Below are 21,431 nucleotides of genomic sequence, written 5' to 3'. Positions count from 1 at the left end.
GCGGGAGGGAGTTGTGGGCCGGCCCGAGCTACGGACTTCGGGACCAGAGTTTCTTGAGCGAGCTGGGCGACTGACCTCGACTCGCTGCGTCACGACGACGCTGATCGAAGTACACGGCGGCGATGAGGACGGCGCCGACGGCGACCTGCTGCCAGAACGGCTGAACGCCGACGATGACGAATCCGTTCTGCAGCACTGCGGGAATGAAGAGTCCGACGACGGTGCCGAACATCGTGCCGATGCCACCGAACAGGCTCGTTCCGCCGATGACAACGGCCGCAATGACATTGAGGTTGGTCTGCGACTGACCCGCGATGGCGGTGGTGCCGTACTGCGAGAGCGACAGAATTCCTGCGAGTCCGGCGAGGGTGCCCGAGAGTGCGTAGATCTTGACCAGGTGCATGTCCACCTTGATGCCGACTCGACGAGCGGACTGTTCCTTCGAGCCGACGGCGAACGTGTAGAGACCGAACTTGGTGCGATGCAGCACGATTCCGAAGATGACCACCAGCACCAGGGCGATGCTCGAGATCAGCGGGATGGTGGTGGCCGGTAGATTTCCGTACCCGATCGTGTCGACCAGTACCGGTGGAACGTCTCGGATGTCGACGCCGCCGGTGATGACCTGCGAGAGCCCGAGTGCGCCGCCCAGGGTACCGAGCGTGACGATCAGTGGAGGCACATTGGCCTTGCCGATCAGAAATCCGTTGAGCAATCCCCAGCAGAGGCCGCATCCCAGGGCCACCACGATCCCGACGGCGGCGACTCCCCATCCGTCGCCACCGATGGCTGCCATGGTCTTGGCCGAGACGACACCGGAGAAGACGAGAACCGACCCGACGGAAAGGTCGATGCCGCTGGTGACGATCACGAACGTCATGCCGATCCCGAGGACGGCCAGGATGGAGACGTTCTGGATGATCTGCCGAATGTTGCCCCACTCGGGGAAGCTCCCGGGAGCCATGATCGAGAACACGATGCAGATGGCTGCCAACACCAGGACGATCTGGAAGACCTGGACGCGAGCGAGGTTACGGAGCGATTCGACGAGGTCGAACGTGTGCTTCGACGGCTTCTCGCTCGGCGGCAACGGTTCGATGGATGGGGTGATGATCTGATTGCTCATCGTGTGGCTCCGGTGGTCGCGCCGGTCATCGCACCGACGAGTTCTTCCATGGTCGTGTTCTTGGCGTCGAGAGTGGCGACGCGTCTGCCCATCCGCAGCACCTGCACGCGGTCCGCGACCTCGATGACGTGTGGCATCGAGTGACTGATGAAGACCACTGCCACTCCTCGGTCCGCCACTCGACGAATGGTGTCGAGTACGTTGCGGGTCTGCACCACGCCGAGCGCAGCGGTCGGTTCGTCGAGGAACACCACGCCCTTGGCCCATGCGACGGCACGTGCGATGGCGATGGCCTGCTGCTGTCCACCGGACATCGAGCCGACCGGGACGGTCAGACTGCGAACGGTGGCTCCCAGTTCGTCGAGAGCGGCCTGCGATTGCTTGCGCATCGTGGACACGTCGAGGAAACCGAGTCGGCCGAGCGGGCCTCTCGCCGGCAGCTCCCGGCCGAGGAACATGTTCTGCTGGGCGTTGAGGTGCGGCGCGAGCGCGAGATCCTGGAACACCGTCTCGATGCCGAGTTCCGCTGCCACCGTTGGGCTGTCGAGATCGACGGCGGTGCCGTCGAACAGGATCTCTCCGGTGTCGACGGCAAGGCTTCCCGAGAGCGCCTTGACCAACGTCGACTTGCCGGCACCGTTGTCGCCGATGAGGGCGACGACCTCGCCGGGGTAGATGTCGAAATCGGCGTCGTCGAGGGCGCGCACGTTTCCGAAGCTCCTCGACAATCCCCTCGCTTCGAGGATCGGTGTCGCAACAGGTGCAACGCTGGCCATGGATACTCCTAGGTCGGATCGAAAACCTTCGGGTGCGGGATGGACACCCCCACCGGTGCCCGTGCAGCTCGGTCGGTGAACGTCATCTGCGAGGCGGGTCGAGCTCCCCGCGGGGCTCGTTGTGTAAACGAGTGTGACCCACGCAACCCGCGTTGTCACGTGTTTCGCGAAAATTCATGTCACCGGTGACATGACACAAACGATGCACATGGAAGGTGGCGCACTGTCGAACCACTATCGGACCGGACGGTACCGTCTCTCAGCTGCAGAAATAACCGATCTGTTCGATTTTGGAGCCGTCGGAGGCGTGCTGAGGTACCGTCCATGACACCGATGACATCACGCCCGCTCAGCGAGCCGATGACATCGATGACATATCCATTCGGAACAGCAGAGGTAGACCCCATGGCGAAGTTCGACGGCCGGACGATCTTGGTGACCGGCGCCAGCGGAGGCATCGGCTCGGCGACGGTGCGACGGCTCGTGGCCGACGGTGCCGATGTCGTTGCCGCGGGCCAGTCGGTGGATGCATTGGACAAGCTCGCCGACGAGACCGGCGCACAACCCCTGGCCTTCGATCTGACGTCGGAAGACAGCGTGCGTGACGCCGTCTCCGGCTTGGAGCTGTACGGGGTGGTGAACTGCGCGGGCTTCGGCGGCGAGATCGCGACGCCTCAGGACACCGACATCTCGATCTTCGACAAGGTCATCGCCATCAACGCGCGCGGCGCTCTGCTCGTCATCAAGTACACCGTCCCCGCGATGATCGCCGCCGGTGTCGGATCGATCGTCAACGTCTCGAGCCAGGCCAGTCTCGTCGCGCTGACAGGACACGTCTCCTACGGTTCCTCGAAAGCAGCCCTGGACAACATCACTCGCGTCTCGGCCCTCGAACTCGGCCGCCACGGAATCCGGGTCAACGGAGTCAATCCGACCGTCGTGATGACGGAGATGTCCGCGTTCTACTGGGGTCGTCCGGAGATCGAGGAGCCGTTCCTGGCACAGATGCCGTTGGGTCGCTGGGCCACCGAGGACGAGATTGCCGCGCCGATTGCCTTCTTGTTGAGCGATGATGCTTCCATGGTGACGGGAGTGTCGTTGCCGGTGGACGGCGGCTACACCAGTCGATGACGAGCGGACGACGAGCAGACGGGGGTAGATCATGACCACGATGCAGGATGTCGCGGCGCTGGCCAGAGTCAGCGCCAAGACCGTCTCACGGGTGTACAACAACGACCCGCATGTCGACCCCGACACGCGCGCTCGCGTCACCGATGCCCTGAACTCGCTCAATTACGTTCCGAACACGATGGCGACGTCGTTTCGCAACGGTCAAGCCGCGGCGATCGGTGTGGCCGTGCCCGACATCGACGATCCGTTCTTCTCCTCCATCGCACGCGCGGTGGAGGAGCGTGCCCGTGAGGACGACATGGCCGTGCTGGTCACCAGCCTGGGCCACGACGGTGATCAGGAGCAGGCGCTGGTCGAGTCACTGTTGCGGAGGCAGTTGAGCGGCTTGATCATTGCACCCACGGGTGCCGACCACGGCTATCTGGAGCGGTGGATCGACAAGACTCCCACGGTCTTCGTCGATCGCGGACCCGATGGCCTCAAGGCCGACAGCTTCGTCGACGACGATCACGGTGGGGCGGTGCTGGCCACCGATCATCTGCTACGACTCGGCCACACTCGGATCGCGGTCATCGGCGACAGTGCCAACATTCCTACCAGCCGAAATCGGCTGAAGGGGTATCGAGAGTCGTTGCAGGCCCGAGGAATCGAGTTCGACGAATCCCTCGTTGCGCTCGGCGTCATGGGCCGCGACGATGCACGCAGCGCCCTGACCGCACTGACCGCGCTCGACGATCCACCGACAGCGCTGTTTCTCTCCAACGCACGCGTGGCCATGGCATGTGTCCCCGTTCTGCAGCAGATGAACTTGCTGCATCTGGCGTTCGTCGGATTCGGCGACTTTCCCCTTGCCGATGCCGTGATGCCACCGGTGACGGTGATCGACCAGAATCCTGCTCGGCTGGGCCGGTTGGCCATCGAGCGGCTACTGGGCCGAATCGAGAATCCCGGCAAGCGCTTCAAGCGGCGCAACATACTCGGGGTCGAGCTGATCGAACGTCGATCGTGCACGCCCGGAAGCGATCACCGCTGCACGTAGCCCTCGAGAGTTCCCGCGACCAGCTCTACCTGCTTCTCGGTGGACAGCTCGGCATCGACCCGTAGATGAGGAACACGCGGCTTCTCCGCCGGAGTATCCGACGGCCGATGTGCGTCGCGCTCTGCCCCACGGGCGGCCCGTCGACGCGCCAGCAGTTCCGGCGAGCCGTCCACGTGCACGACCGACGTTGCGGCCGGTGCCAATTGCGCGATCAGCTGCTCCCATTCCGCGCCACCGGTCAGCTCACGGGTGAACGGAGCCACGAGGACCGGCCGCTGACCGATGTCAACGAGATCGGTGGCAGCGGCCAGCAATACTGCATATCGGCCGGCTCGAATCTGCTCCGAGTGCGGCCCTGGACTGTTCCAGTGCGGGCCGACCGACACCGAATCCAGCTGATCGAGAAGCGGATTCGTCAGGGTGTCGAGGTCGAGCAAGGGGATGCGGAAACGGCGCGCCAGCTCGCGTCCCAGGGTGGTCTTTCCACTCCCGGCAGCACCCGCGACGAGCAGGACCGGCAGTCGATCCCGATCGATCACGGAAACGTCTTGACAGACATGAGGCATAGCGGCAATCATACAAGACAACGTTGTCTCGCACCTCGCTACAGCGAAACGCAATCCCTCCGATCGAGAGTTCACGTGACCGAGCGCGCAAGCATCAAAGACGTCGCCGCATTGGCAGGCGTCAGCTTCAAGACCGTCTCCCGCGTCGTCAACGGCGTGGACACCGTCTTGCCCGAGTTGCGCGAACGCGTCGAGGCCGCGGTGCAGACGCTGAACTACGTCCCCAATTCGGCTGCGCGCTCGTTGAAATCGGGATCGGGCAACACCATCGGCATCGTCGTCGACTCCATCGACGACGTGTTCTTCGCTTCCCTGGTCAGTGCCGTCGAGGATCGGGCTCTCGAACACGGACTCGCCGTCATCGTCGGCAGCACCGGGTTCGACGCCCAGCGCGAACGTGACCAGCTGGCACTGCTGGCCGGTCAACACGTGCGCGGCATCATTCTCGCGCCGGTCGGCGATCACAGCGACTTTCTCGTGCCTCGGCGTCGAACATTGCCCACGGTGACCATCGACCGTTCCATCCCGGGATTCGATTCGGTCATCGTCGACGATTACGGCGCTGCCAAACGAGCCGTCGAGAAACTGGTCGAGGGCGGGCACACCCGAATTGCGTTGCTCGGCTTCGACGATCGACTGCAGACCGCGCAGTTGCGCCGTGAGGCGTATTTCGATGTTCTCGCGAACCTCGGCCAGAAGCCGGACGTGGCACTTGCTCCCCCGGTGTCGCACGCCGCCGATTCGGTACGGCCCGTGGTGAAGAAGCTATTGGCACTACGCAATCCGCCGACCGCCTTCTTCGTCGCCAACGCACGTCATGCGACGGCCGTGGTATCGGTGCTGCACGAAATGGATCGCACCGACGTGGCGATGGTCTCGTTCGGTAATTTCTCGCTCGCCGATGCCGTCAGTCCATCGGTGACGTGCATCGACCAAGACCCTTATCGCATCGGCACACTCGCGTTCGATCGGCTGGTGCAGCGTTTCGACGATCCCTACCTCGAACCGGAGCAACAGGTCGCGCCCACCACGTTGGTGGAAAGACTCTCGCACGCACTCCCCCTACCCGTACAGAAATGAGACCAACTCCGTGAACCCCAGACTTGTTGCGGGACTGGACCTCGGGAGCACCGGCGTCAAAGTACTCGTCACCGACGATGCCGGCACCGAAATGCTCATCGAGCAGAGTCCGACACCGTGGCGTCACGGCCCGGGCGGTACCACCGATCTCGCGGCCGAGGACTTGCTCGCCACCATCGCGAATCTGCTCGAGGCCGTCGCGCGCCGACTGCCCGAGGTGACCGGCGATCCCGCGTCGCGCATCGATGCGATCGCAGTGTCCGGAATGGGTGAGACGGGCTTCCTTCTGGATCAAGACAACGTTGTCCGAGCGCCGGCATTCGCGTGGTTCGATCCCCGAGGGCAACAGCAGGTCGACGCACTACCCCAGGATCTACGTGACCGGTTCGCCGGGAAGACAGGCCTTCCCGTCGGTGTCCAGGTGTCGGTGGTCAAGATCGCCCACCTGCGCGACAACGGACTGGAGCTGGCCGGACTGCGATGGTTCAACCTTCCCGAGTTCGTCGTGCTGTCCCTCGGTGGCCGCGCGGTGGCCGATTACTCGCTCGGTTCCCGAACCGGCCTGCTCGATCAGGACACCGGCGAGCCGTGGTCGGAGATGTTGACGCACTTGGGCGTCGGGGCCGAATTCATCCCGCCTCTCGTCGATGCGGGCACGGATCTGGGAACGGCAACCGGACCCGCCCTCCCCGACGCCATCGCGGGGGCACGGTTGACCGTGGCCGGCCATGACCACCTCGTCTCCGCCGTATCGGGTGGGGCAATCCCCAACGACCGCTATCACGTGTCGATGGGAACCGCCGAGGTGCTGCTGCGAGTGCTCGACGCTCCGCTGACGCCCGATGCACGAAGCCGTCTGGCCGATCATCTGATCAATTCGGTGCGGCATGTGGTTCCGGGCCAACACGTACTCGTCGCCGGAGTCAAGACCGGGCTGTTGATGCGACGGGCGTTGCAGTTGTGCGACATCACCGACCGCGCCGGGCGTGACCTGCTCGATCAGCGGGTGTGCGCATTGCCTGCCGGTGGACCGTCCACCGACGGCGGTATCGACATCGCCGGAGCCCGCAACGACGACGGGGTGCTGTCGATCACCGTGCGGACGGACGGGGTGAACGCGGCGGAGTTGTTCCGTTCGATTCTGTTGCACGGCAACGACGAGATCGCGCGGCTCATCGCCGCCCTCGACGCGGAGGTTGCCCCGGCCCGTTCCACGCTGCTCACCGGCGGCTGGGCGAGCATGGCCAGCGTTCGAGATGCCCGCGCGCAGGTGCTCCCCGATGTCTCGGTCTCCACCCGCGCCCAGGACACCGCCTACGGCGCAGCGTTGTTCGCGGCGCGACTACTGACGCTCATAGAGATCTGAGCCCACATTTCTGCAGTGAGACAACGTTGTCTCGCTCGCTCTCGACCCCAACCCAGCACCAGGAGAAAACAATGAACGAACTGACCACACTCGAACGTCGCGGAATGGCCGCCATCTCCACCGCCGACGGCAACATGCTCATCGTCGCAGGAGATCAACGCAACGGCATGAAGGCGGTCATGACGGACGCTCCCGACGGGCCCGGTTCGGTCACGTTCGAGCAGCTCGCCGACGCCAAGGCCGATCTGGTTCGCTACCTCGGCAATCACGCCCCGGCGATCCTGCTCGACCCGGAGGTCGCACTGCCCAAAATCGTCGACGAGGGTGTGCTCTCGCGGGGCACCGCGCTGGTGGTCGGCATGGACGCCTCGGGCTTCGAGGAGACCGACGGCCTGCGCTACACCCGGTACGTCGACGGCGTCACCCCGCGCGTCGTACGCGACCTGGGTGGCGATGTCGCCAAGATGCTCTTCTACATGCGTCCCGAACGGCAGGGCGTCGATTCCCGTGTCGCCGAGGAGATTCGCGACCTCGTCAAGGCGTGCTCCGCCGAAGGCCTGCTGCTCATCGTCGAAATCCTGACCTACAAGCTCGAGGGCGAATCGGACGAGGACTACAAGGCAGGCTTCGGCAAGATCATCGCCGACTCCACCCGCATCTCGGTCGAATGCGGTGCCAAGGTCCTCAAGCTCCCCTACCCCGGCTCCGCCGAGGCCTGCGCCGCCGTTACCGAAGCGGCACAGGGTGTTCCGTGGGCAGTGCTCTCGGCAGGCGTCGACCACGAGACGTTCATCGAGCAGGTACGCATCGCTGTAGCGAACGGCGCGCGCGGCGCGATGGCCGGCCGGTCACTGTGGAAGGACAGCATGGCCGTCTCCGCCGCGACCCGCGAGGACCTGCTCACCAACCGCGCACTCCCCCGCCTGCGCGAACTGAACGAGGCCGTCGACAACTGATCCGCATTCTTCGACTGCACGTTCTTCGACCGAGTCCGGACGCACCGTCCCGGGCTCGGTCGACGCCGTTCTGGGTAGCGTGAACCCATGACCGACGTTTCGAGACACATCCATATCGTTGCCGCTCCCGGAGTCTTCGCCGATCTCGCGACGGCGGAGGAACTGGCGAACCGGGCTCTCGCTGCTCGTGGCCTGACCGGTGAAATCGTCGATGCCGCAACCAGTTCCGACGAGGCGATCGTCGTTCCAGGTGACGGAATCCCGATCGATACGTCGCCGTACAGCAGTGCAGTTCGGGTCGATCTGGGTCAGTGCACTCCGGACAGATCACCGGGCATACGCACTCATATTCGCGGCCGTGGACTCGACGGTCTGCGATTCGCGATCGACAGCGTGTATTTCCACCGCTTCCACCCCGGAACGATCCTGTCCTACGGGGATCACCCGGAACAACGCGTCGAGCTGCGGGTGCCCGAGAGCGACGGTCCGTTCCCTGTCGCCGTGCTGATCCACGGTGGGTATTGGCGTTCGCGATGGGAATTCGATCTGATGGACGCGATGGCCGTCGATCTGACGGCACGTGGCTATGCCACCTGGAACATCGAATACCGTCGACCCGACGAACACGGCTGGGATGTGATGACCGACGATGTCGCGTCCGCGCTCGCAGCGTTGGAGACGGCACCCGGCGATCTGGATCTGTCTCAGGTAGTTCTGTTCGGCCATTCGGCGGGCGGTCAACTCGCACTGCGAGCCGCGGCCGATTCCTCAGGAAAGCCAGGGACACCCGCTCTCGCAGTGAGTCTGGCCGGGGTACTCGATCTGCGGGTCGGGGACGAGCGGTGGCTCGGCGAAGGGGCAGTGTCGAACGCGATCGGCGCACGATTCGCCGGTGCGCAGGAGACGTACGAGAAATCGTCGCCCATCTCGAGGCTTCCGCTCGGCGTCCCGCAGCTTGTGGTGAGTGCACTCGACGACGACCCCAATCTGCTCGAGATCAGCCGGGCGTACTACGCCGCCGCGTCGGCCGGCCCGGATTCGGTCGCCTCGATCGAAGGACCTGGGGGCCATTTCGCCGTCATCGACCCCGCGTCGGAGATCTTTCAGGACATCGTTCGCGAGGTCGACGCACGAATCCGAGGTACCCGAGACCACGCGTCCGAGTAAGTCCGTATCGTGCATGGTGTGACGCGCAGCACAACGATGTGTATGCCGAGACTTCAGGAGCGAGATCGATGAAGAGCACCATGCAGGACACCCCATTGTCCATCGGCCAGCTGGTTCGATTCGGGACGTCCATTCACTCCTCGGCCGAGATCACCACCTGGACCGACACCGGTCCGACCACGGTGACCTTCGGGGAATTGGGCAGGCGGGCAGCGCAACTGGCGCACGGTCTGCGGTCGATCGGCATCGACGACGATCAGCGCGTCGGAACGTTCATGTGGAACAACGCCCCGCACATGGAGGCCTACATGGCGATTCCAGCGATGGGCGCTGTGCTGCACACACTGAACATTCGGCTCTTTCCCGAGCAGCTCACCTACATCGTCAACCATGCCGAGGATCAGGTCATCATCGCCGACGCAAGTCTGCTCCCCCTGTTGACGCCGTTGCTGCCGACGTTCGAGACCGTGCGGCACCTCATCGTCGTCGGCGTCGATCCGGCACAGGTCACCGCACCAGACGGTATCGAGGTGCTCGGCTACGAGGACCTGCTCGGAGGCAAGCCGGAGGAGTTCGACTGGCCGGAGCTCGACGAACGATCAGCTGCCGCAATGTGTTACACCTCGGGCACCACCGGTGATCCCAAGGGCGTGGTGTACTCGCACCGCTCCATCTACCTGCACTCGATGCAAGCGTGTATGACCGACGCGATGGCGATTGCGCAGTCCGACAAGGTGTTGGCCATCGTGCCGATGTTCCACGCGATGTCCTGGGGCTTGCCGTATGCGGCGCTGATGGTCGGTGCGTCGCTGATCATGCCCGACAGGTTTCTGCAGCCGGCACCGCTGGCGGAGATGATGTCGACGCTGCGTCCGACGGCCGCAGCAGCGGTTCCGACCATCTGGCAGGCCCTGCTCGCTCATCTCGACGAGCACCCGACGGATCTGTCGAGCCTGCGTGACGTGGTGGTCGGCGGCGCCGCGTGCCCCCCGAGCCTGATGCGGGCGTTCCACGAGAAGTACGGAGTGCACATCTCTCAGGCGTGGGGCATGACCGAAACCTCCCCACTGGGCACCTCGGGCAAGCCCGATGCGGGCCTGTCGCCGGAGGACGAATTCGACTTGCGCTGTACGCAAGGCAGATTCGTCGCCGGAGTCCGAGCGCGACTCGTCGACGATGCAGGCACGGTGTTGCCATGGGACGGTGCGACCGTCGGGGAACTCGAAGTGCGTGGCCCGTGGATCACCGGCAGCTACTACCGCGCCGACGCCGACGACAAGTTCGACGACGGTTGGCTGCGCACCGGTGACGTGGGAACGATCTCCGAGGGCGGGTACCTGCGCCTGACCGATCGCTCCAAGGACATCATCAAGTCCGGTGGCGAATGGATCTCCTCGGTCGAGCTCGAGAACCAGGTGATGGGACATCCGGCCGTGCGGGAGGCCGCGGTCATAGGTGTGCCCGACCCGAAGTGGGACGAGCGGCCCTTGGTAGCCGTCGTCGTTCGCGAGGGGGCGTCGGTGACGGCCGAGGAGTTGAAGGAATTCCTCGACAGTCGTGTCGCGCATTGGCAGCTGCCGGAGCGGTGGACATTCATCGACGAGGTCCCGAAAACCAGCGTCGGCAAATACGACAAGAAGAGGCTGCGGAGCTCCCATGCCGACGGTGCATTGGAGGTCATCGAGCTGGTCTGATCCGTTCGGTGAGTTACACGTTCCTCACGCGAACTGCGAATACCAGTAATGGTCTACCCCTAGCGTCGTAACGGACAGCGACGGCGGGAAGTGGCGAACTGTGTTGATCAACCGTTGTGCATCGGCACTCGCGGTGATATCGGCCGTTCTGCATCTGAGAATGGGCGTCGGCGGCGTGTCGGGCATGTTGGTGACCGCCATGGCGGTGGTGTGCGTTGTGTGCGCCGCCGATCTGTGGCGGTCGACGAACAATCGTGCGTGGGTAGTGATGGCGGCATCGAGTGCCGTCATGCTGCTTGCACACGCCTCCAGTCCATCAGGGCACCATCAGCCTGTCGTGACCGACGCTGTCAGCGGTGCCTCCGCCGCCTCGATTCTCGCGGCGGTCGAACTCACGCTCGCCGCCGTCGTGGTTTTCGTTCGCACGCGCGGCATTCCGCCGGAACTTCTCCATCACCGACTGCAGGAGCCTCGATGACCGATACCTTTGCGCCCGTTGTAGTTCATCCCCTCGAACCGCTGAGCCCGCAGGAGATTTCGAGGACGTCGGCGGTAGTCGTTCGCGAGCGGAACCTGACCTCCGCTGCACGCTTCGTCTACATCGAACTGCTGGAACCGACGAAAACTGATCTGCAGCAATCGGATACGGACCGTCGAGCATTCGTCGTCCTGCGTGACCGTGACGCCCATGCCACTTTCGAGGCCGTTGTCTCGCTCACCCACGACGCCCTGATCAGCTACACCGAGATCGCCGACGCCCAGCCGCCCATCACGCTGGAGGAGTTCCTTCGCTGCGAGGAGGTCATCAAGGCGGACCCGCGTTGGCAGGCGGCAATGGTCAAACGCGGCGTCACCGACTTCTCGCTGGCAATGGTGGACAAGTGGGCCAGCGGCCACACCATGGAGGGCGACAACCCCGGCGGTCGACGCCTCGCCCGGCCACTGACGTTCGTACGAAGCGAAGCGCAGGAGAACGGCTACGCGCGGCCCGTCGAGAACCTCGTCGTGACGGTCGATATGGACACGATGGAGGTCGTCGACGTCGCAGACACCGGCGTCGTCCCCATCCCAGACACGCCCGGGAACTATCTGCCCGGATTCTACGAACGTCCCGGCAACGTCCCGGAGTTCGCGCACCAGCGGGCACCGATGAAGAAGATCGACATCACTCAACCCGACGGTCCGTCGTTCACGGTGGACGGCCACTACGTCGAGTGGGCGAATTGGCGCTTGCGCGTTGGCTTCACGCCGCGGGAGGGTCTCGTGCTGCACGATGTCGGATACGTCGATCGGGGAACCCTACGCCCGGTCATCCATCGAGCATCCCTGTCGGAGATGTATGTACCCTACGGCGATCCCGGGGACAGCCAGTGGAACAAGAACGTGTTCGACGAGGGCGAGTACGGGCTCGGCGTTCTCGCCAATTCGCTTCAGCTGGGCTGTGATTGCCTCGGCGAGATCCATTATTTCGACGCGTACGTCAACGATCAGGACGGTCAGCCGATCGAACTGCCGAATGTGATCTGCATGCACGAGGAGGACTACAGCATCGGCTGGAAGCACACCGACTTTCGCGACAACGTAGGCCAGGTCCGACGCAACCGTCGTCTCGTGGTGTCGTTCTTCGCTACCGTGGGCAATTACGACTACGGCTTCTACTGGCATCTGTATCTCGACGGGTCCATCGAGTTCGAGATCAAGCTGACCGGCATCATCTCCACCGGTGCGATCGAGCCGGGCACGGTCCCCGAGTTCGGCACTCTTGTCGCGCCCGGTCTCTACGGGCCTCATCACCAGCACTTCTTCAGTGTTCGTTTGGACATGAAGGTCGACGGCGAACGCAACAACCTGTACGAGCTCGAAGCCGAGGCCGTACCCGTCGGGCCGGACAATCCCCACGGCAACGCGTGGCGTCAGACCAAGCGCCATCTCGTCACCGAATCGCAGGCGCAGCGCGTCGCCGATCCACTCCGGGCTCGTTCCTGGTTGATTGCCAACGCGGACAGGAAGAACAAGCTCGGTGGGCACATCGGGTACAAGATCGAGCCGTCCGGTGCGGTCGCTCTGCCTCTGGCACAGCCAGGTTCGCAGCAGGCGCGCCGAGGCGGGTTCGCCACCAAGCACCTGTGGGCGACGCCGTACGCAGAACGGGAGCGCTATGCGGCCGGTGAGTACGTGGCGCAGAACCCCGGACCCGATGGGTTGGTGAAGTACACGAGCGGTGACCGTTCCCTGGAGAACGCCGACCTGGTCATCTGGCCCACGATCGCTGCACACCATGTGGTGCGGCCCGAGGATTGGCCGGTGATGCCGGTCAGTCATGTGAGTCTGCACCTCAAGCCCACCGGGTTCTTCGACGGCAATCCGATGCTGGATCTGGCACCGGAGACGCCGAAGCCCGCCGGACATTGCTGCAACGAGTAGCTGTCTGCGACCAGGCCCGGGGACCGCGGTCTCCGGGCTTACGCGTCTAGGTCGCAGTCTCGGTGACCGAGGCACTCACCAGCGACGAGGTGCGCACACTCAATCGCGTTCGATCGGCTCGGAACAGGTCGACGGAATATTCGACGGGTCGTTCGGACTGGTCGTATCCGATGCGTTCGAGTTTCAGGATGGGTGTTCCCTCGGGTTGGCGGAGCAGCGAGCCCGCGGGCGCACTGATCGTCGCCAGTTCGATGGATTCGTCTGCCATGCACACCGATACGCCGAGCCGGGTACGCAGAGCCTCGTACACCGAGTCCAACGGAGTCTCCAGAACTCGGCCACAGATGCTGTCGCTGAGGTACATCTGCTCCAGCGACAGCGTGTCGCCGTCGGCGAAGCGCAGGCGCAGCAGCGATACCACCGGTCCGTCTCCCAGGACCTGCGCCGCCTCCGGGCTCGGCTCGGCGATGCGCGCCGAGATGACTTTGGTCCCGTCTCGAAATCCCTGCTCGTGCAGCATCTGTGGGACGCCCTTGACGGTGTTGAGGCTTCGGAGCAGTCGCCGGCTCTGACAGAGGGACTGCGCACTTTCCGGCGAGGACGAACCCGGTGTCACCGAGGTCAGAAAGGCACCGCCTGCCCTACCCTTCGTCCGTCGGATGACACCGTCGCGTTCGAGGAGATCCAGCGCTTTGCGCAGTGTCGTCCGCGACGTGCCGAGCCGCTCGGCCAGTTCGCGTTCGGGAGGCAACCGGGCAACGGAGCGCGATTCGAGCTCGGCCGCCAGCCGAAGAAGCGCCGCGTGCGTCTGTTCCATCAACAGCACCGGACCACCTCGATTTCTCCTGGAATGACTGCAGTGTCCATTCAATCTTCAATCAGGCCCGCGCAACACCCCTCGACCTGGGCATTAACGCACGATTAACACGGCGGGTGTCCTATGACCCGCAACCAGGTCATGCGTTACACGACGTTCACGTATCGACGAGAAAACCAGAAATGGTCTACGCCCATCGTTGCACCTACCCGAGAACGCAACATCTACCGAAGGGTGCAACACCGTGGAGGATTCCAGGTCGGCACGCGCCGCTCTCGGCGTGGAGCTCGCGCGCTCGGCGGGCGAGATCGCTCGTCGCTGGTTCGACACCTCAGGCCTCACCGTCGAACAGAAACAGGACGGTTCCCCTGTTACACAGGCGGATCGCGATATCGAGACGCACATCAGAGCCGGCGTCGCCGAGCACTTCCCCACCGACGGCTTTCTCGGAGAGGAGTTCGGTGAAACCGGCGGCACCTCCGACTACCGCTGGATCGTCGACCCGATCGACGGCACCAAATCGTTCGTGCACGGAGTTCCTCTGTACGCCAACCTGATTGCGATCGAGGAAGGCGACGAGATCGTCTTCGGTGCCATCAACCTACCCAGCGTCGACATCCTCATGCACGCCGAGCGCGGCAAAGGGTGCTGGAAAAATGGTGAGCAGGTGCATGTTTCGAGCAGGACCGATCTCGACGGTGCCTACGTGATGGCAACCTGGCTCGAGGACTGGCACCCGGATACCATCGTCGACCTCCACGCCACGGGTGCCGTACTACGCACCTGGGGCGACGCCTACGGCTACATGATGGTCGCGAGCGGCCAGGCCGATGCCGTGGTCGACTACACGACGCAGATCTACGATCTTGCCCCCATGCCGGTGATCATCGAGGAAGCCGGCGGCACCTTCACCTCGCTCGACGGAGCGCGAGACTTCGACAAAGGCAACGGGATTGCGACCAACGGCGTAATTCACGACTCGGTTCTCAAAATAGTCAACCAAGGATGACGCACATGAAAGAGTACATTCGCGGCCTGAGCCGAAAGAGCATCATGACGTTCTTCGGCGGTACCTACGCTCTCGCTCTGCTCTTCGCACTGTTCCCACCGCTCTACATGTGGGGCAGCGGAATTCGCTACGAAATCCTCGGTATCCCGTTCGCCATCATGTACTGGCTGATCAACGGGGTCGTGCTCGGACTGACCCTGTGGGGCCTCTACATCGTCGAGGACATCCGAGGCGAACTCGACGAGGACCTCCTCCCCGCTACCGCACCGCTGACTGGAGAATGACATGTTGATCATGCTGGGAATGCTCGGCGTCTTCTACGCCGTCGTCATCTTCATTCTGTACACCACCCAACAGAAGACCTCCCCGACGTTCGACGAGTACTCGGTGGGCGGTCGCAGCTACGGCCCCTGGTATGTCGCGATGAGCTACGTCAACTCGTGGTGGCCGGGTTCGGTGTTCATCGCGTTCTTCGGACTCGCCAGCGGCGCAGGCGTATTCGGCATGTACGGCCTCGCCTACTCCAGCCTCGGTGTCGCCATGATGTACTTCATGGCCACCCGCGCCTGGCGATGGGGCGCGAAGTACAACCTCCGCTCACAGCCCGACCTGCTGGGCCTGCGCTTCAACTCGCGCGGCACCAAGATCGTCGCCAGCGTCATCGGTATCGTCTCGCTCTTCCCCTGGGTGGTGCTCGGTATGCAGGCACTCGGCGAGGTCTTCCAGATCGCCAGTGCCGGAGCATGGTCGGTCACCACGTGCCTGTTCGTCGGCCTGGCCGTCATCGTCATCCGTCAGTACTGGACCGTCAAGATGGGCATGCGCGGGTTGATCATGACCGACATGTTCCAGGGCATCGTCGCGTATGTCTTCTCCGCGGCACTCTGCCTGATCCTCCTCTCCGGCGTCGCCGGCGGGCCTATCAGCTTCTCGACTCTGGGAGACGTCGCCGACCAGTATCTCCGCGTACCCGGCGACGGCGACTCCTACGGCCCGTTCTACCTCTTCGCCCTCATCTTCACCGGTGTCGTCGGATCGCTCTGCTGGCCGACGAGTTTTCAGCGGATCTACACCGCATCCAGTGTCCGCGCAGTCAAGTCCGGCACCATCCGCACCGTGCTGATCTCCGGCGTCTTCTACTCACTGCTCATGCTCGTCGGTATCGCAGGCACGGTCATTCCCGCCGTCGCCGATTCACCGCAGACCGGCTGGTTCACCATTGCCGAGAGCTACGGTGGGACGTGGCTTCTGGGACTCGCCGCCACCATGGTGTTCGCCGCATCCATGGGCCACATCGACGGCAGCGTGCAGGTCTGCGGACTGCAGATCGCCAACGACATCGTCAACTCCGACAAGCGCAAACTCTCCGACAGCCAACTCACCAAGGTGGCCAAGACGAGCATGCTCGCGTTCATGGCAGCGGCGGCCATCGTCGCCTACGCCACCTTCAACATGACGCGCCTACAACTCCTCGCGCAGATCTCGTACCAAGGCGTTGTGCAGCTTGCCATTCCACTGTTCCTCGGCATCTTCTGGCGAGGCGGCAACGGTAAGGGCGCAGTCGCCGGAATGATCTCCGGCTTCACCGTCGCACTGGTGCTCACCGCGATCTTCCCCGACGACATCGTCGGACTCGGCAGCCTCACCGGCGGAGTCGTCGGCATGGCCGTCAACCTGGTCGTCTTCCTCATCGTCTCCAAGGTCACCGGAATCACGGCCGAGGAGAAGGCACGCGTCGACGAGATGTTCGCGGTCGGCAAGCGTCCTACCCGCACAGCACCGGTCGACCTGTCCTTCGAGGACCGGATCGACGAACTCGCTGCCAACCCCGCACCGGAGAAGATCTAGTGACTTTTCTCGACGATTTCGCCGCGATGTCGCAGTTCGGTGCCACCGCCGCCGGCGGCGTGCACCGCGAGGCAGCGACCGCGGACGACGGTCGAACCAGGCGGTTCCTTGCCGACTGGTTCGACCGGCACGGCTTCACCACCACCGTCGACGCGGTGGGAAACATGTACGGCACCGTCGAGTTGGTTCCCGGCGCACCGTACGTCCTCGTCGGCTCGCATCTCGACAGTCAGCCGACGGCCGGAAAGTACGACGGGGCCTACGGGGTCCTCGCCGCGGCACACGCCGCGTACGAGGTCTCGGAATGCGTCGAACGGGGCTCGGTCGCTCCACAATTCAACCTCGCGGTGGTGAACTGGTTCAACGAGGAAGGTTCCCGTTTCTCGCCCAGCCTCATGGGAAGCGGGGTCTTCATCGGCAAGTTCGACGCCGAGAACATCCTGAAGGTCACCGACCGCAATGGCGTCAGCGTGCGAGATGCTCTGTCCGATATCGGATTTCACGGCAACGGCGATGCACCCGAGGCCGCGTCCTACGCCGAAATCCACATCGAACAGGGCCCCATTCTCGCGGACACGGGCACGACGATCGGCATCGTCACCGCCAACTGGGCCGCACGGAAGTACTCGATCACCGTTCACGGTGAGCAGTCGCACACCGGAGCAACGCATATGGCCCTGCGTCACGACGCGTTGGTCGGCGCATCGCGCATCGTGCTCGCCACCCGCGAACTCACCACGCAGTTCCCGCAGGAGGCGCTGCTGGCCTCGGTCGGCGAGTTCGATGTCGAACCCAACTCCCCCATCGTCGTGCCGTCGAAGGTCACCATGGCCATCGACATCCGGTCCTCCGATCCCGAGGTTCTCGAGCAGGCCCACGAGAAGCTTCTTGCAGCAATCGATTCCGTCAACACCGACGGGGAGGTGCGGGTCAGCGTCGACACCTCGGCGCTACGGCCGTCCACGAGCTACCAGATCGAGGGCGTCGAACTGGCGGAGGAGGCAGCCGAGGCACTCGGATTGTCGTCCCGACGGATGCTCACGATGGCCGGCCACGACTCGGTGAACCTCAAGGACGTCGTCCCGACGGTGATGCTGTTCGTCCCCAGCGTCGACGGAATCTCGCACAGCGAGAAAGAACTGACCCACGACAGCGACCTGCTCGACGGCGTGAAAATGCTCGCCGAGACGGTAGCGCGCATGGTCCGCGGCGATATCGGAGTCGGCCGATCTTCCGAACTCGCCGGCACCAGCCGCACTCGAGCATAGAAAGCAGAACCAGATGATCGATTTGAGCGGCAAGACTGCCGTGGTCACAGGCGGGTCCCGCGGCATCGGACGAGCAGTCGCGACCACTTTGGCGGCGGCCGGCGCGCACGTGGTGATCGCCGACCGCAGCGATGCACTCCGCACCGACGGCGCATCGACATCGAATCTGATCTGTGATGCGGGAGGCACCGCCGAGTCCGTCCTGCTGGACATCTCCGATTCCCGGCAGGTCGACGCGGTCTTCGCGGACGTCGCGGGCCGATCGGGCATCGACATCCTCGTCAACAACGCCGGAGTGCTCAGTGCCGGAACGGTCCTCGACACGACCGACGATGCGTGGCGGTCACTTTTCGCAGTGAACGTGGACGGGACGTTCTTCTGCACCCGAGCGGCGATACGGCACATGGTCGACGCCGGGCGGGGCGGCAAGATCGTCAACGTCGCGTCGATCAGCGGCCTGCGGGCCAATCCAGGATTTGCCGGGTACTGCGCGGCGAAGGGAGCGATGGTCAACTTCACTCGGCAGGTCGGCATCGACTATGCACCGATGGGAATCAACGTCAACGGCGTTGCGCCCGGCTTCGTCGAGACCGACATGACCGCGATCTACGACGCGTCCATCCGCGCTGCTCTGGAGGGGCAGACGCCCAACGGCAAATGGGCAGATCCGCAGCACATCGCCGACACCGTGCTGTTCCTGGCCTCCCCGCTCTCGGACCACATCTGCGGAGAGATCGTGGCCGTGGACGGCGGCTGGCTCGTCGGCACTCCGGTCGTACCGGCGGTAACCGCGGTATCGGCATGAAAGGCACGCGATGAATCCCCTGTTGACCAAAACCGTCGCCGAGATACGTGCGGCATTCGGCACCGGTGAGCTCACTCCCGTGCAGTTGCTCGACGCCACCTTGGAGCATCTGTCGGCGACCGACCCCGTGATCAATGCGATGGCGTACGTGGACGAGTCGGGTGCCCGTGCAGCCGCGGCAGCCGCGACCGACCGACTCGTATCCGGCCGTGCCCGAGGAGGCCTGGACGGGATTCCGGTGACGATCAAAGACAGCGTCCATGCGATCGGGATGCCGTGGCGGCACGGCGTCGCCGCGAATGCGGACCTGCCGATGTCCACGGTCGACGCGCCGCCGGCCGCCCGGCTGAAGGAAGCGGGTGCCGTCATCGTCGGCAAGACCACGATGCCGGACATGGGGATGATGGCAGCCGGCGTCAGCTCGCTGTACGGAATCACCAGCAATCCTTGGGACCCTTCGCGCAACACCGGTGGATCCAGTGCCGGTGCAGGCGCGTCGCTGGCGTCGGGCATCGGGTTCGGCTCTGTCGGTTCCGATATCGCCGGGTCGGTGCGGTTGCCTGCGGGACACTGCGGGCTCGTTGCGTTGAAGCCGACGCAGGGCCGCATACCGCACACCGCTCCGTCGACCATGCGATCGGCCGGTCCTATGGCCCGCACCGTCGACGATCTCATCGACCTCTACGGCGTTGTCTCGAGGCCCGATCCACGCGACACGTGGAGCCTGCCCCACGAGGACACCACCGACATACGCGCAAGCCTGTCTCCTGCCGGACTTCGCATCGGCGTCATGCTCGACATGGGCTACGGTCCCACCGTTTCCGACGACGTACAGGCCGTGGTGCGTTCTGCCGCAATGCAACTGAGTGCAGCGGGTGCCGTGGTCACCGACATGCCGCCGATCTTCGGCGTGGATCCGTACCCGGCGTTGGATCGCCTGTTCCAGGTTCGTGCGCGCACGGAGTGGGAGGCCATTCCCGAGAGTCGTCGATCGCAGGTACTGCCCGCGGTCGCGGAGTGGGCCTCGGCGGCGGCGCAGTATTCGGCCGCTCAGTTCACGCGAGATACCGATGCGGTGATGCGCTCGCAGGAATCTGTTCGAGCGCAGACGTCCGAATTCGACTTCGTCATTTCCCCGGTCGTTCCCACAGTGGGCTTCGGTGCCGAGGAAGTCGGGCTCGACCCGGCACAACCGTTGGGCCACTGCAGTTTCACCGCATGGTTCAACCAGACCGCGCAACCGGCCTCGGCGCTCTGTTTCGGCTTCGCCGGACACATGCCTGTCGGGATACAGGTCGTCGGACCTCGGTTCGCCGACCAGGCGGTGCTGAGGCTGACGAAATGGCTCGAAGGTGCACGGGGATTCGAGATGAACTGGCCGACGGCTGTGGCCGCTGACAAGATCGGAGTGCTGGGATGACTGTGCGGCAGACACTGAGCGAGTTGGGTATCTGGGCAACGGGCGACCTGACGTTGGACCCCGGTACCACCATGGCGAGCCCCAGTTGGTGGGGCGCGGACTCCGAGCGGTATTCGGCGCGGGCCGAGGTTGCGGACTCCGGCGCGGGCTCGGCCGCATACGTGAAAGTGACGGAACCGCACGCTCGCGACTACATCGATGTCGCAGCGACGTTCTCGGCGGCGACCGCGGCCGGCGACGCGGGCATCGGACCGAAAGTCTTCTTCTCCGACGCAGCCTCCGGTGTGCTGGTCATGGAGGACTTCACCGGACGGTGTTCGACCGCAACGCTCGATCTGTTCGACGAGGACGCGAATGTGGAGAAGCTGGTGGCGCTGCGGACATCCGTTCACCGGCTCAGCGGAATCACCAGACGTGCGTCGGTGTTCGAGGACCTGACGCACGTGATCGGTTTGGTCGAGAAGGTCGGGGGGTTGTTCCCGGCCGACTTCGATTGGATGCTGCGGACTCTCGCGCCTGCTCGAGTCCGCATCGACGGTGCCGGGTTCGACGCGGTCCCCTGCCACGGCGACGGCAACGTCTCCAATGTCCTGATGCTCGACGACGGCGGTATGCGGCTCGTCGACTGGGACGTTGCGGCGCTGATGGATCCGTTGCAGGACATCGGTGCCTTGCTCGCGGAGATCCGTCCGTTCGACACCGACGCACGCGAGGTGTTCGAGATGATGTGGGGATCGTTCGACAGTGCGCTGTTCGATCGCGCCCGTGTATACGGCATCGCCGACTCCCTGCGGTGGGCCCTCATCGGCTCGTATGCCGACGCGATGAGGCCAGGCACGCAGGAGTATTCGAAGTTCTCCGACTGGCAGTTCCTGAGAGCGCGGGCTGGATTGCGCGACCCCCATTTCGACGACCGAGTACGGAATATCTGAGGTGGCC

At 64.2% G+C, this 21,431-nt stretch carries 20 protein-coding genes; 16 read left to right on the top strand and 4 right to left on the bottom strand.

Features of this window, described 5'->3' with window-relative positions; all coding sequences use genetic code 11:
* Window positions 1-28: 28 nt before the first annotated feature.
* Both CH273_RS10350 and CH273_RS10345 read right to left on the bottom strand, forming a co-directional pair.
* Window positions 29-1,126 carry an ABC transporter permease gene (locus CH273_RS10350; protein WP_082073654.1) on the bottom strand — a complete coding sequence of 366 codons (1,098 nt, stop codon included), beginning with the start codon at window positions 1,124-1,126 and terminating at the stop codon, window positions 29-31.
* Complete coding sequence (locus CH273_RS10345) at window positions 1,123-1,902, bottom strand: ATP-binding cassette domain-containing protein (RefSeq protein WP_032395046.1); 780 nt, start codon at window positions 1,900-1,902, stop codon at window positions 1,123-1,125. The genes CH273_RS10350 and CH273_RS10345 overlap by 4 nt, the downstream gene beginning before the upstream one ends.
* 405 nt (window positions 1,903-2,307) lie before the next feature.
* Here CH273_RS10345 and CH273_RS10340 point away from each other — a divergent pair, with 405 nt between their 5' ends.
* Both CH273_RS10340 and CH273_RS10335 read left to right on the top strand, forming a co-directional pair.
* The gene (locus CH273_RS10340) at window positions 2,308-3,033 is read left to right on the top strand and encodes an SDR family oxidoreductase (protein WP_032395045.1); all 726 of its coding nucleotides are present in this window, start codon (window positions 2,308-2,310) and stop codon (window positions 3,031-3,033) included.
* 31 nt (window positions 3,034-3,064) lie between these two features.
* Entirely contained in the window at window positions 3,065-4,072 is a 1,008-nt protein-coding gene (locus CH273_RS10335) for a LacI family DNA-binding transcriptional regulator (protein ID WP_032395044.1), read from the top strand.
* On the opposite strand, the gene CH273_RS10330 is transcribed toward CH273_RS10335, so the two are convergent.
* Window positions 4,057-4,611 carry a P-loop nucleotide/nucleoside kinase family protein gene (locus tag CH273_RS10330; protein ID WP_052049434.1) on the bottom strand — a complete coding sequence of 185 codons (555 nt, stop codon included), beginning with the start codon at window positions 4,609-4,611 and terminating at the stop codon, window positions 4,057-4,059. The two genes, CH273_RS10335 and CH273_RS10330, sit on opposite strands and share 16 nt — an antisense overlap.
* A gap of 102 nt (window positions 4,612-4,713) precedes the next feature.
* Between CH273_RS10330 and CH273_RS10325 the strand changes: the two genes are divergently transcribed.
* The 7 genes from CH273_RS10325 to CH273_RS10295 all read left to right on the top strand — a co-directional run bounded on the left by CH273_RS10325 (window position 4,714) and on the right by CH273_RS10295 (window position 13,325).
* Window positions 4,714-5,718, top strand: a complete 1,005-nt coding sequence (locus CH273_RS10325) for a LacI family DNA-binding transcriptional regulator (protein WP_032395043.1) — start codon at window positions 4,714-4,716, stop codon at window positions 5,716-5,718.
* A gap of 10 nt (window positions 5,719-5,728) precedes the next feature.
* Complete coding sequence (locus CH273_RS10320) at window positions 5,729-7,084, top strand: FGGY-family carbohydrate kinase (protein ID WP_032395042.1); 1,356 nt, start codon at window positions 5,729-5,731, stop codon at window positions 7,082-7,084.
* A 71-nt stretch (window positions 7,085-7,155) separates the two neighbouring features.
* Window positions 7,156-8,040 (top strand): tagatose-bisphosphate aldolase, encoded by an 885-nt coding sequence (locus CH273_RS10315; protein WP_032395041.1) that lies wholly within the window; start codon window positions 7,156-7,158, stop codon window positions 8,038-8,040.
* 87 nt (window positions 8,041-8,127) lie between these two features.
* Window positions 8,128-9,207, top strand: a complete 1,080-nt coding sequence (locus tag CH273_RS10310) for an alpha/beta hydrolase family protein (RefSeq protein ID WP_032395040.1) — start codon at window positions 8,128-8,130, stop codon at window positions 9,205-9,207.
* A gap of 68 nt (window positions 9,208-9,275) precedes the next feature.
* A complete protein-coding gene (locus tag CH273_RS10305) occupies window positions 9,276-10,901 on the top strand; it encodes a long-chain fatty acid--CoA ligase (RefSeq protein WP_032395039.1) in 1,626 nt (541 codons plus the stop codon).
* 100 nt (window positions 10,902-11,001) lie between these two features.
* The gene (locus tag CH273_RS10300) at window positions 11,002-11,379 is read left to right on the top strand and encodes a hypothetical protein (protein WP_032395038.1); all 378 of its coding nucleotides are present in this window, start codon (window positions 11,002-11,004) and stop codon (window positions 11,377-11,379) included.
* The gene (locus CH273_RS10295; RefSeq protein WP_032395037.1) at window positions 11,376-13,325 is read left to right on the top strand and encodes a primary-amine oxidase; all 1,950 of its coding nucleotides are present in this window, start codon (window positions 11,376-11,378) and stop codon (window positions 13,323-13,325) included. Before CH273_RS10300 ends, CH273_RS10295 begins: the two co-directional genes overlap by 4 nt.
* A 46-nt stretch (window positions 13,326-13,371) precedes the next feature.
* Here CH273_RS10295 and CH273_RS10290 read toward each other — a convergent pair whose 3' ends face one another.
* Window positions 13,372-14,142, bottom strand: coding sequence for a GntR family transcriptional regulator (locus CH273_RS10290; RefSeq protein ID WP_045199458.1), 771 nt, complete (start codon window positions 14,140-14,142; stop codon window positions 13,372-13,374).
* 244 nt (window positions 14,143-14,386) lie between these two features.
* Here CH273_RS10290 and CH273_RS10285 point away from each other — a divergent pair, with 244 nt between their 5' ends.
* The 7 genes from CH273_RS10285 to CH273_RS10255 are packed head-to-tail and all read left to right on the top strand — an operon-like array spanning window position 14,387 to window position 21,424.
* Entirely contained in the window at window positions 14,387-15,151 is a 765-nt protein-coding gene (locus CH273_RS10285; protein ID WP_052049432.1) for an inositol monophosphatase family protein, read from the top strand.
* A gap of 5 nt (window positions 15,152-15,156) precedes the next feature.
* Window positions 15,157-15,435 carry a hypothetical protein gene (locus CH273_RS10280; protein WP_045199456.1) on the top strand — a complete coding sequence of 93 codons (279 nt, stop codon included), beginning with the start codon at window positions 15,157-15,159 and terminating at the stop codon, window positions 15,433-15,435.
* A gap of 1 nt (window position 15,436) precedes the next feature.
* Window positions 15,437-16,999 carry a sodium:solute symporter family protein gene (locus CH273_RS10275; RefSeq protein WP_032395036.1) on the top strand — a complete coding sequence of 521 codons (1,563 nt, stop codon included), beginning with the start codon at window positions 15,437-15,439 and terminating at the stop codon, window positions 16,997-16,999.
* Window positions 16,999-18,267 (top strand): M20 family metallo-hydrolase, encoded by a 1,269-nt coding sequence (locus CH273_RS10270; RefSeq protein WP_052049431.1) that lies wholly within the window; start codon window positions 16,999-17,001, stop codon window positions 18,265-18,267. The genes CH273_RS10275 and CH273_RS10270 overlap by 1 nt, the downstream gene beginning before the upstream one ends.
* 13 nt (window positions 18,268-18,280) lie before the next feature.
* Window positions 18,281-19,072 carry an SDR family NAD(P)-dependent oxidoreductase gene (locus CH273_RS10265; protein WP_032395035.1) on the top strand — a complete coding sequence of 264 codons (792 nt, stop codon included), beginning with the start codon at window positions 18,281-18,283 and terminating at the stop codon, window positions 19,070-19,072.
* A 10-nt stretch (window positions 19,073-19,082) separates the two neighbouring features.
* A complete protein-coding gene (locus CH273_RS10260) occupies window positions 19,083-20,492 on the top strand; it encodes an amidase (protein WP_052049430.1) in 1,410 nt (469 codons plus the stop codon).
* On the top strand, window positions 20,489-21,424 hold the full coding sequence (locus CH273_RS10255) for a phosphotransferase (protein ID WP_082322436.1): 936 nt from the start codon (window positions 20,489-20,491) through the stop codon (window positions 21,422-21,424). The genes CH273_RS10260 and CH273_RS10255 overlap by 4 nt, the downstream gene beginning before the upstream one ends.
* Window positions 21,425-21,431 lie beyond the last annotated feature (7 nt).

This window comes from Rhodococcus sp. 05-339-2 (genome assembly GCF_002258965.1).
In the GTDB taxonomy this organism is placed as follows: domain Bacteria; phylum Actinomycetota; class Actinomycetes; order Mycobacteriales; family Mycobacteriaceae; genus Rhodococcoides.
Note: the sequence above shows the minus strand (reverse complement) of the source record. Positions and strands in the feature narration are given on the sequence as shown.

Coding starts and splice junctions, on each gene's coding strand:
- CH273_RS10315 (WP_032395041.1), top strand. CDS start 7,156: ATGAACGAACTGACCACACTCGAACGTCGCGGAATGGCCGCCATCTCC.
- CH273_RS10310 (WP_032395040.1), top strand. CDS start 8,128: ATGACCGACGTTTCGAGACACATCCATATCGTTGCCGCTCCCGGAGTC.
- CH273_RS10345 (WP_032395046.1), bottom strand. CDS start 1,902: ATGGCCAGCGTTGCACCTGTTGCGACACCGATCCTCGAAGCGAGGGGA.
- CH273_RS10265 (WP_032395035.1), top strand. CDS start 18,281: ATGATCGATTTGAGCGGCAAGACTGCCGTGGTCACAGGCGGGTCCCGC.
- CH273_RS10340 (WP_032395045.1), top strand. CDS start 2,308: ATGGCGAAGTTCGACGGCCGGACGATCTTGGTGACCGGCGCCAGCGGA.
- CH273_RS10305 (WP_032395039.1), top strand. CDS start 9,276: ATGAAGAGCACCATGCAGGACACCCCATTGTCCATCGGCCAGCTGGTT.
- CH273_RS10295 (WP_032395037.1), top strand. CDS start 11,376: ATGACCGATACCTTTGCGCCCGTTGTAGTTCATCCCCTCGAACCGCTG.
- CH273_RS10280 (WP_045199456.1), top strand. CDS start 15,157: ATGAAAGAGTACATTCGCGGCCTGAGCCGAAAGAGCATCATGACGTTC.
- CH273_RS10255 (WP_082322436.1), top strand. CDS start 20,489: ATGACTGTGCGGCAGACACTGAGCGAGTTGGGTATCTGGGCAACGGGC.
- CH273_RS10350 (WP_082073654.1), bottom strand. CDS start 1,126: ATGAGCAATCAGATCATCACCCCATCCATCGAACCGTTGCCGCCGAGC.
- CH273_RS10335 (WP_032395044.1), top strand. CDS start 3,065: ATGACCACGATGCAGGATGTCGCGGCGCTGGCCAGAGTCAGCGCCAAG.
- CH273_RS10260 (WP_052049430.1), top strand. CDS start 19,083: ATGAATCCCCTGTTGACCAAAACCGTCGCCGAGATACGTGCGGCATTC.
- CH273_RS10275 (WP_032395036.1), top strand. CDS start 15,437: ATGTTGATCATGCTGGGAATGCTCGGCGTCTTCTACGCCGTCGTCATC.
- CH273_RS10290 (WP_045199458.1), bottom strand. CDS start 14,142: ATGGAACAGACGCACGCGGCGCTTCTTCGGCTGGCGGCCGAGCTCGAA.